At 53.6% G+C, this 14,413-nt stretch carries 15 protein-coding genes; 5 read left to right on the top strand and 10 right to left on the bottom strand.

Features of this window, described 5'->3' with window-relative positions:
- Positions 1-81: 81 nt before the first annotated feature.
- Positions 82-861: a hypothetical protein gene (locus ACTIDN_RS07465; RefSeq protein WP_441376559.1), complete on the bottom strand. Its 780-nt coding sequence runs from the start codon at positions 859-861 to the stop codon at positions 82-84.
- 152 nt (positions 862-1,013) lie between these two features.
- Here ACTIDN_RS07465 and ACTIDN_RS07460 point away from each other — a divergent pair, with 152 nt between their 5' ends.
- Both ACTIDN_RS07460 and ACTIDN_RS07455 read left to right on the top strand, forming a co-directional pair.
- Positions 1,014-2,600 (top strand): S10 family peptidase, encoded by a 1,587-nt coding sequence (locus ACTIDN_RS07460; RefSeq protein WP_441376558.1) that lies wholly within the window; start codon positions 1,014-1,016, stop codon positions 2,598-2,600.
- An 83-nt stretch (positions 2,601-2,683) separates the two neighbouring features.
- Positions 2,684-3,193 (top strand): GNAT family N-acetyltransferase, encoded by a 510-nt coding sequence (locus ACTIDN_RS07455; RefSeq protein ID WP_441376557.1) that lies wholly within the window; start codon positions 2,684-2,686, stop codon positions 3,191-3,193.
- A gap of 81 nt (positions 3,194-3,274) precedes the next feature.
- On the opposite strand, the gene rpsI is transcribed toward ACTIDN_RS07455, so the two are convergent.
- Together rpsI and rplM are read right to left on the bottom strand one after the other, a co-directional pair.
- Entirely contained in the window at positions 3,275-3,760 is a 486-nt protein-coding gene (rpsI, locus tag ACTIDN_RS07450) for a 30S ribosomal protein S9 (protein WP_048837560.1), read from the bottom strand.
- 5 nt (positions 3,761-3,765) lie between these two features.
- Positions 3,766-4,242 (bottom strand): 50S ribosomal protein L13, encoded by a 477-nt coding sequence (gene rplM / locus ACTIDN_RS07445; protein ID WP_048837561.1) that lies wholly within the window; start codon positions 4,240-4,242, stop codon positions 3,766-3,768.
- Positions 4,243-4,461: 219 nt separating this feature from the next.
- Here rplM and ACTIDN_RS07440 point away from each other — a divergent pair, with 219 nt between their 5' ends.
- A complete protein-coding gene (locus tag ACTIDN_RS07440) occupies positions 4,462-5,811 on the top strand; it encodes a hypothetical protein (protein ID WP_415508851.1) in 1,350 nt (449 codons plus the stop codon).
- Positions 5,812-5,868: 57 nt separating this feature from the next.
- On the opposite strand, the gene ACTIDN_RS07435 is transcribed toward ACTIDN_RS07440, so the two are convergent.
- The 5 genes from ACTIDN_RS07435 to pstC are packed head-to-tail and all read right to left on the bottom strand — an operon-like array spanning position 5,869 to position 10,298.
- Positions 5,869-6,927, bottom strand: a complete 1,059-nt coding sequence (locus ACTIDN_RS07435; protein WP_441376556.1) for a retroviral-like aspartic protease family protein — start codon at positions 6,925-6,927, stop codon at positions 5,869-5,871.
- A 2-nt stretch (positions 6,928-6,929) separates the two neighbouring features.
- Positions 6,930-7,634 (bottom strand): phosphate signaling complex protein PhoU, encoded by a 705-nt coding sequence (phoU, locus tag ACTIDN_RS07430; protein ID WP_415508853.1) that lies wholly within the window; start codon positions 7,632-7,634, stop codon positions 6,930-6,932.
- A gap of 17 nt (positions 7,635-7,651) precedes the next feature.
- On the bottom strand, positions 7,652-8,446 hold the full coding sequence (pstB, locus tag ACTIDN_RS07425) for a phosphate ABC transporter ATP-binding protein PstB (protein WP_086651688.1): 795 nt from the start codon (positions 8,444-8,446) through the stop codon (positions 7,652-7,654).
- Positions 8,447-8,469: 23 nt separating this feature from the next.
- Complete coding sequence (gene pstA / locus ACTIDN_RS07420) at positions 8,470-9,348, bottom strand: phosphate ABC transporter permease PstA (RefSeq protein WP_415508854.1); 879 nt, start codon at positions 9,346-9,348, stop codon at positions 8,470-8,472.
- On the bottom strand, positions 9,348-10,298 hold the full coding sequence (gene pstC, locus ACTIDN_RS07415) for a phosphate ABC transporter permease subunit PstC (protein WP_415508869.1): 951 nt from the start codon (positions 10,296-10,298) through the stop codon (positions 9,348-9,350). The genes pstA and pstC overlap by 1 nt, the downstream gene beginning before the upstream one ends.
- 263 nt (positions 10,299-10,561) lie before the next feature.
- On the opposite strand from pstC, the gene ilvD reads away from it, so the two are divergent.
- Positions 10,562-12,430 carry a dihydroxy-acid dehydratase gene (gene ilvD, locus ACTIDN_RS07410; protein WP_441376555.1) on the top strand — a complete coding sequence of 623 codons (1,869 nt, stop codon included), beginning with the start codon at positions 10,562-10,564 and terminating at the stop codon, positions 12,428-12,430.
- 74 nt (positions 12,431-12,504) lie between these two features.
- On the opposite strand, the gene ACTIDN_RS07405 is transcribed toward ilvD, so the two are convergent.
- Entirely contained in the window at positions 12,505-12,753 is a 249-nt protein-coding gene (locus ACTIDN_RS07405; RefSeq protein WP_441376554.1) for a hypothetical protein, read from the bottom strand.
- A gap of 303 nt (positions 12,754-13,056) precedes the next feature.
- Here ACTIDN_RS07405 and yddG point away from each other — a divergent pair, with 303 nt between their 5' ends.
- On the top strand, positions 13,057-14,019 hold the full coding sequence (gene yddG, locus ACTIDN_RS07400; protein ID WP_441376553.1) for an aromatic amino acid DMT transporter YddG: 963 nt from the start codon (positions 13,057-13,059) through the stop codon (positions 14,017-14,019).
- Positions 14,020-14,202: 183 nt separating this feature from the next.
- Here yddG and ACTIDN_RS07395 read toward each other — a convergent pair.
- Positions 14,203-14,413, bottom strand: a 211-nt coding sequence (locus ACTIDN_RS07395) for a hypothetical protein (RefSeq protein WP_441376552.1), incomplete at its 5' end; no start/stop codon positions are given.

The following is a 14,413-nucleotide window of genomic DNA, read 5'->3' as shown; positions in this document are numbered from 1 at the left end:
ACAAAAGAAGGCCCTTCCATCTGGAAGGGCCTTCTTTATTGCACTGCTTTTCAGAGAGAAGGGTTACCCTTCGCCTAGCCCTTAGAGCTTTGGAAGACTGGTTGCGTCTTTCCAGTCAGCTTTCAACCGGTCTTTTTGGGACTTAATGGCGTTGCGTGTGGTCTCGCCTGTGCTGTTCCAGCTTTTTTTGGTTGTATCATATTTGTCCTGCGTGGCCTTCAGTTTATCCTGCCATTTCTGACGTGTGGCCTCATCCGCAGTCTTGATTTTATTTTCTACAGTATTTTTGGACGTATCAAACTTGTCCTGCCACTTCTGGCGGGTTTCTTTATTTGCATTGTTCCACTTATCCTGCGCGTTTTTACTGGCATTTTTTATGCTGTCGCGCTCAGACTCAAGTTTTTTACGGGTTGCTTCGTCTGTATTCTTCCACTTGTTCTCAGCTTCTTTTTGCGTATTGCTGACTTTATCCTGCCATTCCTGGCGGGTTTCATCGCTGGCATTATTCCATTTGTCACGCGCGGCTTTGCCCACATCCTTGACACTATCGCGCTCGGATTCAAGGCGTTTGCGTGTGGAAGCATCCGCGCTGTTCCACTGCTCCTTGGCCGTTTTCTGAGCAGAGTTCAGTTTGTCCTGCCATCCTTGTTTGGTTTGATCGGTGGAGGAAGCCAAACTGTCACGGGCATTTTTGAACGTATCTTTGAAGCTAGATGATAATTGCTTCGTATCATTCTTGACAGCACTCCGTGTGTTGTCCCACCCCTGTTGTACCTGCTCTTGCGCGGAGGCAACGGTTCCAGACAGCAAAAGCGCTGCAAGGGGTAAAACCACCATGGAAATTTTTTGAATGGAGCGCATGAATAATCCTTTCCTTATCCCTGATAATCAGCAGGGTAACGGAAGCGTGTTAACCATGATATTTTGTCAAAAAAACGCCTCGGTCTCTTCCCGTTAGGACGCACCGCGCCTGACCCTATGGCTTTATTTCTCTCTGTACACAGGAATACTTAATGTTCGCATCATTTCTATCAAAAAAGACTACATCTACCAGAGCCCCTTACTCCTTACCGGGCTGTGCAGCTTTAAGCCTCTCGGCTTTCCTGTGTCTTTCAGCCGCTCCAGTTTGCGCCAATGCGGACACCGCCGCAGCCAAACCTGTTGCTACACAGACAGACACTTCCAAAACAGCAACCCCTACATTTGAAGGCGAGGCAGCTCTTCTACCGCCAGATTCTATTACACATCATACAGAAACCTTCGCGGGGCATAAAATTGCGTATACGGCCCACGCTGGCACGCTTGTGCTGCGTGATAACGCTGGCAAGCCAACAGCCCGTGTTTTTTATGTTGCTTACACGCAAGACGGCGCAGACCCTGCAAAACGCCCTATCTCGTTCTTCTTTAATGGCGGACCGGGTGCTGCAACAGCTTACCTGCATTTAGGTGCTGCTGGACCAACCGTCCTGTCTTTCCCGACCGGCAACCCGACAGATGGCGCCAACGCCAAACTGGCCCCCAACCCTGATAGCTGGCTCCCGCAGACCGACATGGTTTTTCTGGATGCCCCCGGCACAGGATGGTCCACTCCTGTTGACGAAAAAACAGCAGACAAAACTTTTTATGGCGTAAAGCAGGATGCCAGCGCGTTTGCCAAAGCCATTCAGCTCTGGGCCAACACCAATAAGCGCCTTGCCTCCCCACGGTATCTGGTTGGGGAAAGCTACGGCGGCATTCGCTCCATTGAAGTGGCCGATGCTCTGGCGCAGCAGCAGAACTTGATGATCAACGGCATTGTCATGATTTCGCCAGCCCTTGATATGCTGCTGCTAGATACCGCCAACAGCCCGCTGGCTTCGGCACTTCTGTTGCCTTCTTTCGAGGCCTCCCGCCTAGCGCTTCAACACAAGCTTTCCCCTGACACAGCGGCGCATCAGTTGGATGAAGCCTACCACTATGCTCTGGGGCCCTATCTCTCCACACTGGCTAACACGCCCCCCACTGGCGATGACGCCAAGGCATTTTATACGGATGTTGCCACCCATAGCGGTCTGCCGCTGGACGTTATTACCAAAGAGCGTGGTGCGCCTCAGCCTTTCGCCCATGATGTACGCAGCCGGGATGGCCGTTTATATACCCTTTATGATGGCACCCTCTCCATTGCTGACCCCTTCCCTGAAGGAGTAGATAATGGTGACAGCCCGGACCCCACACTTTCAGGGTTTGGACGTGCCTATGGCAGCGCATTTGAGCATTATGCAGCCGACAGCTTAAACTTTCACACTGACCTGTCGTACAACTTGCTCAGCATGAAGGTGAATGCCGCATGGGACTTCAAGGGGAATGGTGAACCCGTTGCCCGCCAGATACCGGTATTGCGCCGCCTACTGGCCCTTAACCCCACCCTGCGGATTTTTATTGCCAATGGGTATTATGATCTGGCCTGCCCCTTTGCCAGTTCCCGCTGGGTTGCCGAGCATATTCCTGTAGGCCGTAACCGCATTGGGCTTCACCTCTATCCAGGCGGTCACATGCTTTATACGCGCACGGATAGCCGCGCCGCCCTTGCGCGCGATGTGCAGGCATTTCTTAGCCCCTAAGCCCAGAAGCCACTCCCCAAAACCTAAACTTGTTTTGGGGAGCCATGGCTTAGCTCACTCTATCAGCTAGGAAAGCGCTCTTTATGGATACTCTTGTTCAACTCCCGACACAGGAGACCGAACGCCTGCATTTGGTCCCTCTGAACGAAGACCATGCGGAGCCACTCCAAAAACTTACGAATCATAAAGAAATTACGGAGATCGTGCATTTTCTTCCCACTCCGTTTTCTGTGAAGGATGCGGAAGCACTGCTTACAGACAAAAGGAATGGGAAAGACCGATTTATAGGTGTCTGGCTTAAGGGCCAGCCAGACATGGTGGCCGTGATTGGCACTCATCTGCTGGAGACTCAGGACATTGAAGTTGGGTACTGGGTGCATCCTGAACACCACCGTAAGGGCATTGCGACAGAAGCCGTCTCAGCCGTGATCGCTATGCTTCAAAAACATTTTCCCAAGAGACAGATTATTGCTGAATGCCGGTCGGGGAATAAACCGTCCTGGCTTTTGCTCGAAAAGTTAGGCTTTCGTGATACCTTGCAGGCAGGTCACAGGCCGGGGCGCAGCAGACTAGCGCTACATCAAGACAGCTAGAACACCACGGCATAAAAAAAGGCGGGAGAGGAAACCCTCTCCCGCCCTTTCTGGACAAAGCAAAAGCTGCGTTCTGACAGATCAGCGCTTGCTGAACTGGAAGGAACGACGAGCTTTGGCGCGGCCGTATTTCTTACGTTCAACCTTACGGGAGTCACGTGTCAGGAAGCCTGCGGCTTTCAGAATGCTGCGCAGTGCTGGTTCGTAGTTGGTCAGCGCGCGGCTAATACCGTGACGAACTGCACCAGCCTGACCGGACAGACCACCACCGGTGACCGTGCACACAACGTCAAACTGGTTGTAGCGGTCAGCAACCAGGAAAGGCTGGGTCAGCAGCATACGCAGAACCGGACGGGCAAAGTAGGTGCCAACCGGACGGCCGTTTACTGTGATGTCCCCTTTACCGGGCTTGATCCATACGCGAGCAACGGCGTCTTTACGACGGCCCGTAGCGTAGGAGCGGCCCTGCGCGTCGCGCTTTACTTCATAGACAGGGGCTTCAGGAGCTGTTGCAACAACATCCTTCAGATCAGCCAGCGTGCCTGTACGTTCCTGAGTTTCAGACATGATGCTCAGCCTTTCTGCGCGTTAACGACGTTTTTGCGGTTCAGAGCCGCAACGTCCAGAGTCTGCGGCTTCTGACCGTCATGCGGGTGCTCTGCACCAGCATAAACATGCAGGTTGCGCATCTGCTGGCGCTGCAGCGGACCACGGGTGATCATGCGCTCAACAGCTTTTACAACAACGTGGTCAGGGTTTTTGCCACCCAGACGCTGTGCAATTGTGCGAGTCTTGATACCGCCGGGGTAACCCGTGTGGTAATGGAACAGCTTCTGGCCAGCTTTGTTGCCCGTCAGTGCCACTTTCTCAGCGTTGATGACAACTACGTGGTCGCCACAGTCAACGTGTGGGGTGAACTGGGGTTTGTGCTTGCCGCGCAGGCGGTTAGCGATGATGACGGCGAGACGACCAAGAGCGAGACCTTCGGCATCGATCAGGATCCAGTTCTTCGTCACCTCCGCAGGTTTCAGCGAGAGGGTGGTCTTCATAGAGTATGATTCCGTTAAGACTGTAGGCTTGTAAAGATGGCGCGTTATGAGGGGTTGCCATCTTTCAGTCAAGAGGAATTGGCGTTCATGGCCGATATTTCAACGGTTTTTCTTCAGGTAACATGTTACCGCTCCACCCCTTGCAGGCACCCCCCGCAGTGCACTAAAGGAGTCTGGAGTTGAAGAATTTCTCGTAAAAACAAGCAGGATTTCCGGCTGGTGAAGAAAAACGTTCTTATTACCGTAGGTGGCTTGGCCGCCCTTGCGTGCCTTGGGTGGTTTGGCGCCCGCCACGCAGAGCATGCCATGCTTGATAAGAGCATTGAAAGCTTCCGGCAGAGTCTGGGGTCTGATACCTCCCTCACCTACCAAAAGGCCTGGCCGGGGATGCTGGGACGTAGCGTCAAGTTTGAGGGGCTGGTGCTCCGTCAGGGACCGGAAACCCTTACAGCTGATGAAGCTGAAATTTCCAAGCCCTCAACATCGGGCGATGAGTCCCGCCGAATCGGTACCCTCTCTTTCCGTAATTTCCAGCTTGCAGATCCTGCAGGCAGCCTGAGGCTGGATAGCCTGCTGATGGAGGGAGTAACCCTACCCGTTAAAGCAGACGACCAGCAGGGCATTCCGGCTCAGGGGCTTGAGATCAAACATGCAACGGCTAGCCAGTTGCATGGCTTTATCAGCAGTTTACAGTCTGATATCTCCGCAACGTCCGTGTCTGTTGAGGATTATGGTGGCAACAGCCCCTCCAAACTCGACGCTCAGGCTGTCGCCCTGTCTACCGATGTAGCCCCCCAACGCCATATCAAAGCAGCTTCCATTCTGATTGATGGACTGGACCTCGCGGGACTATATGCCAGCTTGTCCACTGGCACGCCCTATACAGCCCGCAATGGCTCTCGAGATATCCGGGTTGATAAGCTGTCCGTTGATGGCACAACGCCCCTGATGCATGTGGCAACCCTGCGCTCCCATGCCACCAGAACGGACGCGCAAGAAAAAGAAGTCTCTAGCCTTGATGGGCTGGAACTGTGGCCGGATGTTCCCAACCTCGCTATTCTGCCTTCCTTGGGGTATGACCGCTTTCAGGGCGATCTCCTGCTCAGCGATACGCATGACTTCAAGGCCAACACCTTCCATGTGGATGATTTCCGCCTTGATGGTAAGGACATGGGCCGTTTGAACCTTGAAGGGGAATTCGGCCAAACCGACACGACTGCCCTGCTGAGCGCCGGGGCTGCTGACATGCCGGTACGCAGCATGACTATTACTTATAAAGATGGAGGCCTTGTACCACGCGCGCTTAAAGCGTCTGCTGATGCCCGTGGTATGAAGCCAGAGGAACTGGCAGCACAATTGCAGGCTCAGTTTGGCCCACAAGGACCAACCCCCTCTCCTGTTCTGGCCGCTTTCAGCTCTTACTTAAGCCGGACAGGCAAAGGCCCGCTTACAATAACCATCAAGCCACAACAGCCAGTGCCGCTTCTGGCCATTATTGCCAGTGCCGGGATGGTAGCCACCAACCCACAGGTTGCCAGACAAATCGGGTTATCTGTTAAAATACCCTAAGAAATCATCTTGATTTCATATACAAAAAAGGGGCCGTATTGGCCCCTTTTGCATGTCTTATTGTGTTGTACGCACAAGCGAAGATTGAGGCTGCTGCGCTTCCGCCGGTTTTTTTACTGGTTCTGTAGGACGCACGTGTTCAAACGTCATATCTTTCTGTGACGCCAGACGTTGGAAGTAAACTGTGCGCTCATGCCGAGAAACCCAGACCCGATTATGCCTTAGGAAGTCCGCCCCGAGCAAAGCAGTCTCATCCGTCTTGATACGAGAGACTTCCAGCACTGGCTGATCAAATGTTTCCGTCCCTATTTGCAGGGTAGAGAAGCGATGAGTATGGCCTCTGACTTTATGCTGATCTATCCCGCCTGAAATGGATAGTGGATCTGCTTCCAACTGTTCCTGTGTTACGCCCGCCCGATGCGCTTGCCGCTCTGTCACCACTGTTCTGGATGCGCCGCTATCCAGTATTGCGTCTATTCTGTGCGTGTTGTTGAGCTTAAGATCTAAACTAATACGGTTATGATCATCAGGCACGATGTCTATCTTGGAATTTGGCCCACTCCATAATGGAGTAGGAGACGGGCAGCCTTTGATCTCATCGTAAAGGTTGATGGTCTGCTTTTGCAGATCAAAAACCACATCGTAAGCACCCAAGAAGTCAGAACCAAACAAGCCAATGACCGGCTCACCGTGAAACGTACCAATATCGCCGGGAGAATCGAGCACAAGAACATCGTGCGTGGTTCCTGTCCCCAGCCCAAGGGTATCAATCTTATACGGAATAGCTGAGTAAGACCCGCCCACACCATGCATCCACAGGTTGCCGGGCACAGCGGATAACCCAAGCATTTTGACAGCCCTGCGTGACAGTGTGGAAAATTGAGCACCGGTATCAACCAGCATGACAACACGCCGGCCATTGATCGTGACATGTACCAGTGGTGAAGCATGGGTGTTCAGAACAGGTAGCGTTCCCAACGTCCCAACTCGACAACCGTGCTCCTCTGGTCCGGCACAGGCCGCCAGACTAGCCAGCATGGTCCCCAGCAGCATTTTTTTAAGGTTAGGCATTAATCCGCCCAAAACCGTATGGCTTGAACGGAAAAACGCCTGCACGCTCAGTTCCCCTTACGGGCAGCACCACCGCGCGGACGCACGGCAGGCAACATTTCGCCAGTTACGGCATAGTAGACGCGCTCTGCGATATTGGTTGCGTGATCCCCAATACGTTCCAGATTTTTTGCCACAAAGAGCAAATGAATGCATGGCCCGATCTTGCGGGGATCTTCCATCATATACGTGACAAGTTCACGGAACATGGCGGTGTACAGCTCATCCACCGCTGTATCCGCGTTCCATACTTCCATGGCGCGTTCGCTGTCGTTACAGGCCATGGCATCAATAGCTTTATGCAGGTTTTCCTGCACAAGGCGCCCCATGTTGCGCAGAGCACTGAAAGACATAGCCCCGTCCAGAGGCTCCACCTTCAGGGCACGACGCGCGATGGAGGAGGCATAATCGCCAATACGCTCAAGGTCACCGGTGATTTTCAGCACGGCAATAATCAAACGCAGGTCAACGGCCATAGGGGCACGCAGCGCCAGAATACGGATTGCCAGACTTTCGGCATCCCGCTCCAGCGTATCAACCTCTACATCCAGTTCGGGCGGCTCCAGAGCCGCTTCTTCATTCTGGTCCACCACAGCAGCGATAGCTTGTGCGGTCTGGCGCTCAACAAGGCCACCCATGCGGGCTACAATACCACGCAGGCGGTCAAGTTCCTGATCGTAACGGGTAACGGTATGCGCTGGTTCTGTGCCCATAACTCTGCCCTCCTTGCTCAGCCAAAGCGGCCGGTAATGTAATCCTGCGTACGGCTCTCACGCGGTGTGGTGAACATGCGGGCCGTGCTATCCACTTCCACCAGTTCACCCAGATAGAAAAAGGCCACCTGGTCCGCACAACGGGCAGCCTGCTGCATGTTGTGGGTGACAATGGCAATGGTGAACTCGGTTTTGAGTTCATCAAGCAGTTCTTCAATACGGGCCGTAGAAACCGGGTCCAGCGCACTGGTAGGTTCATCCAGCAGGATGACTTCCGGGCGTGTGGCAATGGTCCGGGCAATACACAAACGCTGCTGCTGGCCACCGGACAAAGCAGTCGCACTTGCCTGCAAGCGATCTTTCACCTCTGGCCACAAAGCAACACGGCGCAGGGCATCTTCCACCCGGCCATCCATCTCGGACCGGCCAACACGTTCATGCAGCCGGATACCAAAGGCAATATTGTCGTAAATGGACATAGGAAATGGGGTTGGCTTCTGGAACACCATGCCAATGCGAGAGCGCAACTGGTTGAGGTCTACTCCAGGAGCCAGAATGTTCTGTCCATCATATAGAACCTCACCCGTCGCTTTCTGGCCGGGATACAGGTCATACATTCTGTTGAGAACACGCAACAAGGTGGACTTGCCGCAGCCGGAAGGCCCGATCATGCCGGTTACACTGCGCTCTGGAAAATCGAGCGAAATACCGTGCAGCGCACGAGACTTGCCGTAGTAGAAATCCAGATTCCGCACCTGAATGGCCAACGGCGTGGCCTGTGCTGTATTGGTATCCAAAGGTTCAGCCTGCATGGTGCTATTCATGGCTTGTCCGTTCATGTCCGTCCTGCGCGGATGCCCACCCGCACCACAATATTAATAATCAACACACCCAGCGTAACCAGTAGCGCGCCAGTCCAGGCCTGCTGCATCCAGTCCTGATAAGCAGACCCTGCATACTGGTAAATTGCCACTGGCAAGCTGGCCATGGGGCGCCGCATATCCAGCGACCATTCAGAGTTGCCAAGTGATGTAAAGAGCAGAGGTGCTGTTTCACCTGCCACGCGCGCAATGGCTAGCAGAACCCCGGTCAGGATACCGCCACGGGCAGCTCTGACACAGATAAAAAGAATGACCCGCCACTTTGGCGCACCCAGCGCAATCCCTGCCTCACGCATGGCAACAGGCACAAGACGCAGCATGTCTTCAGTAGTCCGGACCATGATGGGCATAGCCAGAATGGCGAGAGCGACAGCCCCTGCAAAACCAGAAAAATGACCCAGCGGCGCAACCAGCACCATATAAATAAACAGGCCGATCAAAATGGACGGTGCTGAAAGCAGCATGTCAGACACAAAGCGCACAGCCCGTGCAAGGCGGCTGGTGCTGCCATATTCTGCCAGATAAATGCCCGTCATCAACCCGGCAGGCGCACCAAGCAAAATGGCAAGGCCGGTTTGCAACAGGCTACCCACAATAGCATTCGCTAAACCACCGCCCTGCCCGGGAGCGCCCATGGACCGCGTAAACAGTGCTGCGGTTAGCCCCGGCAGACCATTTTTAAGCAGGGTCCAGAGAATGGAACCGAGCACGAACACCACAAGAAACGTGGCACACCAGCTCAGCACAGTTGCAAACCGGTCCATCAATTTGCGTTGGGCCGCTAGGGAGCGTGAACGGGAAGACGGGGTGCGTGTGGCGGTCTGGCTGCTCATCAGCGTTTTCCTGCCTGTGATTCGCTCCGTACCAGCAGAACGCGGGAGCACCAAAGGGTGATAAAGGAAATAGCCATAAGAATGGCTCCAAGAGCCATGAGAGAGGCCAGTTTCAGGCTCCCGGCAGGACTTTCAGGAAATTCAAGCGCAATAAGAGACGCAATGGTGTTGGATGGGGCAAACAGCGACCAGCCTATATGGTTGCTGTCACCAATCACAAAGGTAACCGCCATGGTTTCACCCATTGCGCGGCCCATACCCAGCACAATGCCCCCCACAACCCCGTGGCGGGACCAAGGCAGCACAACCTGGCGCATCACTTCCCAGCGGGTAGCGCCCAGACCATAGGCGCTCTCACGCAACACGGTGGGCATGGACACGAACACATCCCGCATGACTGCGGTGATGGACGGCATGATCATGATGGCCAGAATCAGACCGGCTGTCAGAAGCCCTGTGCCGAATGGTGCGCCAGAAACCAGTGCGGAAAGCCCCGGCACATGCCCGAAAAGGTGACGCGCCGTTGGCTGCACATAATGTGCCATTGGCGGGACCAGCACAAAAAAGCCCCACATCCCGAAGATGATGGAGGGTACGGCGGCCAGAAGCTGTACAGCCATACCAATGACTGATGAGAGCGCTGGCGGCGCAAGAGCCGTGAGCCAGAAAGCCGTACCAAAAGAAAGCGGAATGGCAATGATAAGGCCAATGGCACTACTCGCCAACGTCCCGAAAACGGGAGCCGCCGCGCCAAAATGCTGGCTAACCGGGTTCCATGCTGCAGAGAACAGAAAACCGGGACCAAACGCCTTGAAAGCAGGAATACCCCCTACCGCCATGACAGTGATGATTGCACCAAGCACCAGCAAGACGCCAATGCCTGTGGCAAGAACTAACCCCTTGAACAGGGGGTCTCCCGTCATGGTGCTCTGGTGACGCGGCTTGACCATTGTGTGGGCAGGCTGCTGTGAGGTTCCGTCCATCTGCTCTCCGTTTCCGATCGGCAATCGGGCGAAGCGAGCAATACTGAACCCCTAGCCCGCCTGCAACCGAATGATGGTTTTATAGCCTCTAAAAGCCATATTTATCATAAAATTGTAGTATTATTTGGCCCAAAATAGCCCATGAACAGTCTCCCCCCTGACAGAATGGCCTTTGTGCCGTAAGGTGCACGCCCCCTGTAAACCACGACCAGACAGAAAGACCCTCAGCAATGGCCGGCTACCGCTCCCGCACTACCACCCACGGCCGTAACATGGCAGGTGCCCGCAGCCTGTGGCGCGCAACAGGCATGAAGGACTCAGACTTCGGCAAACCCATTATTGCCGTCGCCAACTCCTTCACCCAGTTTGTGCCCGGCCATGTGCACCTCAAGGACCTTGGGCAGCTTGTCTGCGAGTCTATTGCTGAAGCGGGCGGTATTGGTCGTGAATTTAATACCATTGCTGTTGATGATGGCATTGCCATGGGCCATGGCGGCATGCTGTACAGCCTTCCCTCCCGCGAACTAATTGCGGATGCCGTTGAATACATGGTCAACGCGCATTGTGCTGACGCGCTGGTATGCATCAGCAACTGCGATAAAATCACCCCCGGTATGTTGATGGCCTCCATGCGCCTGAACATTCCGACCATCTTTGTGTCCGGCGGCCCCATGGAGGCCGGACGCGTCACTCTGGATGACATTGAGCAGCGTGCTGACCTTGTAACCTCCATGGTTGCCGCAGCCGACCCTACGGTAAGCGAAGCGGATTCTGAGATTATTGAACGCTCCGCCTGCCCCACCTGTGGGTCCTGCTCCGGCATGTTCACCGCAAACTCCATGAACTGCCTGACCGAAGCACTGGGCCTGTCCCTGCCCGGCAATGGTAGCCTTGTGGCAACACATGCCGCACGCCGGGAACTGTTTGTAGAAGCGGGCCGCCGCATTGTGGATCTGGCCCGCCGCCATTACGAGCAGGATGATGCCAGCGTGCTGCCCCGCAGCATTGCCACCATGCAGGCGTTTGAAAACGCCATGTCTGTTGATATTGCCATGGGGGGGTCAACCAACACGGTATTGCATCTGCTTGCCGCCGCCCATGAAGGCAGCGTGCCCTTCACCATGAAGGACATTGACCAGCTTTCCCGCCGTGTGCCCAACCTGTGTAAGGTCTCCCCTTCCCGTGCAGATGTGCACATGGAAGATGTGCACCGTGCCGGTGGCATTCCCGCCATTATGGGTGAACTGGACCGGCTAGGCCTGCTGCATAACGATATTCCAATGGTACACGCGCCATCCCTCAAAGAAGCGCTGGCCAAGTGGGACATCCGGTCTGAAGACGGTGCAAGCAAAACAGAAGCACGTGAATTTTTCCGGGCGGCGCCGGGCGGCGTACGCACCACGCAGGCGTTCTCTCAGGCCAGCCTTTACAAGGAACTGGATACCGATCAGGCAAAAGGCGCCATTCGGGATGCCGCACACGCTTACAGTAAAGATGGTGGCTTAGCTGTCCTATACGGCAACATTGCCGAGGACGGCGCCATTGTTAAAACCGCAGGTGTTGCTGCCGGGTTGGAAACATTCTCCGGTCCGGCCCGTATTTTTGAAAGTCAGGACGCCGCCGTTTCCGCCATTCTGACCGACAAAATCAAACCTGGTGACGTGGTCCTGATCCGCTATGAAGGCCCGAAAGGTGGCCCCGGCATGCAGGAAATGCTGTACCCAACCAGTTATCTGAAATCAAAAGGGCTGGCCGAAAAATGCGCCCTGATTACAGATGGTCGCTTCTCTGGTGGCAGCTCTGGCCTGTCTATTGGTCACATCTCGCCAGAAGCCGCTGAGGGTGGCACCATTGGGCTGGTAGAAGAAGGAGATATCATTGAAATTGATATTCCCAACCGCCGCCTTGCTGTCGCAGTTGCGGGGAGTGAGCTTTCTGCGCGTCGTGAAAAAATGGATGATAAGGGCGATCAGGCTTGGCAGCCAAACCGTGAGCGCGTGGTCTCCAATGCCTTGAAGGCCTATGCCGCCCTAACAACCAGCGCGGCCCGTGGCGCTGTGCGTGACGTATCCCAGCTTACCCGCCGTACACCACGGTAACGGACGCCTACAAAAACGCCCCTCACACAAACCTGACGTGAGGGGCGTTTTTTTACAAAAAAACCTTTAAATTTTTATACACGGCCACGCCACAGCCACACCACAAGAAATGGCACAAAAAAATAAAAGGCAACACCGGCAATAAGAATAAGAAGAACTGAGTAAAGTTCTATATGTAGTCCTATTTTGCAGATATAATTAGCTGCGCCCAGCATTCCCAATACACACAAAAACCCACCCATATTGGCCAGAAGAGACCGGCCATCATTCAGTTCTTCCATTTTTTGCAGGAAGCTGGACTGTCTTGTGGGGGGTGTGGGCATGGGAACCTCCTTAACCTGAATCCGGCATACAGCGAACCAGAGAGTAACCGTGCTCGCATAATTGTCTCTGCTCATAAATCGATATGCGTGAGAAGTCACCCGCTGTTTCCACACAGCCGCCCTACAGGATGTTCAGCTTAAACATGGGTTTAGGATATCCTTTCTTTCGAGCAGCCCTGTCATACGTTTTTTGAACGCACAGAGACGATTGACATTTTCCTATAATGGCTGAAGAGAGAGCCCGTTTTTACAATCGCGTCGGTCTGCGCCAAGGGGTGCAGATGTCATAAGGCACAAACCGTAATGACCCTTCTCCAGAGTCAGCCTCCCATTTCTGCAAAACGCGAACAGCGTGCCACCCTGATAGGGCTGAGCGCCATAGTATGGTGGAGTGTCAATGTTGGCTTGGTGCGGGGCGTCAGCAATGCTTACGGCCCAATTGAGGGCATGGCTCTTATGTACACGATAGCAGCCATTTTGCTGATTATCGCCTCTGGCAAACCTAAGCTTGAAAAGCCATCATTTCTATATCTGTTGTGCGGCGGCGCCCTGTTTGTGGGAACAGAATTATCCTTTGCGTTATCCATCGGGTATGCCAGCAACAATCGTCAGGCCATTGAAGTCAGTATGATCAACTACTTATGGCCAACCTTCACCATGATTGCGGCCATTGTATTAAATGGCCGCAAAGCAAACAAGCTGATCTTCCCTGGCGTTATGATCTCGGCCCTTGGCGTCTTCTGGGTGCTTGGAGAAAAGAATGGCGTGAATATTCAGGAAATTTGCGGAGATATTGCCAGCAACCCATTAAGTTACGGCCTTGCCTTAAGCTCTGCCGTCCTCTGGACACTCTACAGCACGGTTACACTTCGTATGGCGCATGGTAAAAACTACGTGCCGTTCTTTTTCATTATAGTTGCGCTAGTGCTTTGGGGTGAATTTCTGCTGCACGGCGACAGTAAACTAGTACTGAATACTGATGGCCTCATCTATCTTTTGGGAGGGGCGACAGCCATTGCTGGCGGCTACATCACATGGAATACTGGTTTGCTCCATGGCAATGTGACGGTTATGGCCGGAGCGTCTTACTTTATTCCTGTTTTTTCTGCTGTTTTTGCTGCGTTTTTTCTCCATACTACCCTTACAACAGCGTTCTGGAATGGTGCTGCCATGGTCTGCACAGGCTCTATTCTGTGCTGGCTGGCAACGCGCAGCAAGGCCCCCAATACATCTCTTCCACCTCATGGTGATTGTGTGCCGTCATAAGACTATAGGGCACTTCAAAAGGGTGCCTTTATAGATTTAAATAAATAAAATTTTTGTTTGTATTGTCTCTTTTGTATTCTTGAAGAAATTATTTTCTCAACAGTAAAGCTGCTTCTTCTAAGATTGGGGGAGGCCACCACATGATTAAATTATATTGGGCGGTATAAAGCCGAAACTGCTTCGTTATGTGTTGAGTCTACACCATAACATCGGCGCGTTTGCCACACGCTCCATCTTCAAAAAATTCTCTTTAAATGAGGTGGGCCATTGATACGTGCTTTTTAAATAAAAAAGAGCGCCCACGAGGAGCGCTCTTTTTTGCTGACACAGCTCAAACTGAGGCTGCGTACGCGTTTTACTGTGCTGGAGCTGCTGGAGCTGCTGGAGCTGCTGG

The sequence above is a fragment of the Acetobacter sp. genome, assembly GCF_052102375.1.
In the GTDB taxonomy this organism is placed as follows: Bacteria; Pseudomonadota; Alphaproteobacteria; order Acetobacterales; family Acetobacteraceae; genus Acetobacter.
The sequence above is the reverse complement of the archived record's forward strand: the minus strand, read 5'-3'. Positions and strand labels throughout refer to the sequence as shown.

Excerpts from the sequence above, each read along its gene's own strand:
- ACTIDN_RS07465 (WP_441376559.1), bottom strand. The coding sequence starts at position 861 with ATGCGCTCCATTCAAAAAATTTCCATGGTGGTTTTACCCCTTGCAGCG.
- ACTIDN_RS07460 (WP_441376558.1), top strand. The coding sequence starts at position 1,014 with ATGTTCGCATCATTTCTATCAAAAAAGACTACATCTACCAGAGCCCCT.
- ACTIDN_RS07455 (WP_441376557.1), top strand. The coding sequence starts at position 2,684 with ATGGATACTCTTGTTCAACTCCCGACACAGGAGACCGAACGCCTGCAT.
- rpsI (WP_048837560.1), bottom strand. The coding sequence starts at position 3,760 with ATGTCTGAAACTCAGGAACGTACAGGCACGCTGGCTGATCTGAAGGAT.
- rplM (WP_048837561.1), bottom strand. The coding sequence starts at position 4,242 with ATGAAGACCACCCTCTCGCTGAAACCTGCGGAGGTGACGAAGAACTGG.
- phoU (WP_415508853.1), bottom strand. The coding sequence starts at position 7,634 with ATGGGCACAGAACCAGCGCATACCGTTACCCGTTACGATCAGGAACTT.
- pstB (WP_086651688.1), bottom strand. The coding sequence starts at position 8,446 with ATGCAGGCTGAACCTTTGGATACCAATACAGCACAGGCCACGCCGTTG.
- pstA (WP_415508854.1), bottom strand. The coding sequence starts at position 9,348 with ATGAGCAGCCAGACCGCCACACGCACCCCGTCTTCCCGTTCACGCTCC.
- pstC (WP_415508869.1), bottom strand. The coding sequence starts at position 10,298 with ATGGTCAAGCCGCGTCACCAGAGCACCATGACGGGAGACCCCCTGTTC.
- ilvD (WP_441376555.1), top strand. The coding sequence starts at position 10,562 with ATGGCCGGCTACCGCTCCCGCACTACCACCCACGGCCGTAACATGGCA.
- ACTIDN_RS07405 (WP_441376554.1), bottom strand. The coding sequence starts at position 12,753 with ATGCCCACACCCCCCACAAGACAGTCCAGCTTCCTGCAAAAAATGGAA.
- yddG (WP_441376553.1), top strand. The coding sequence starts at position 13,057 with ATGACCCTTCTCCAGAGTCAGCCTCCCATTTCTGCAAAACGCGAACAG.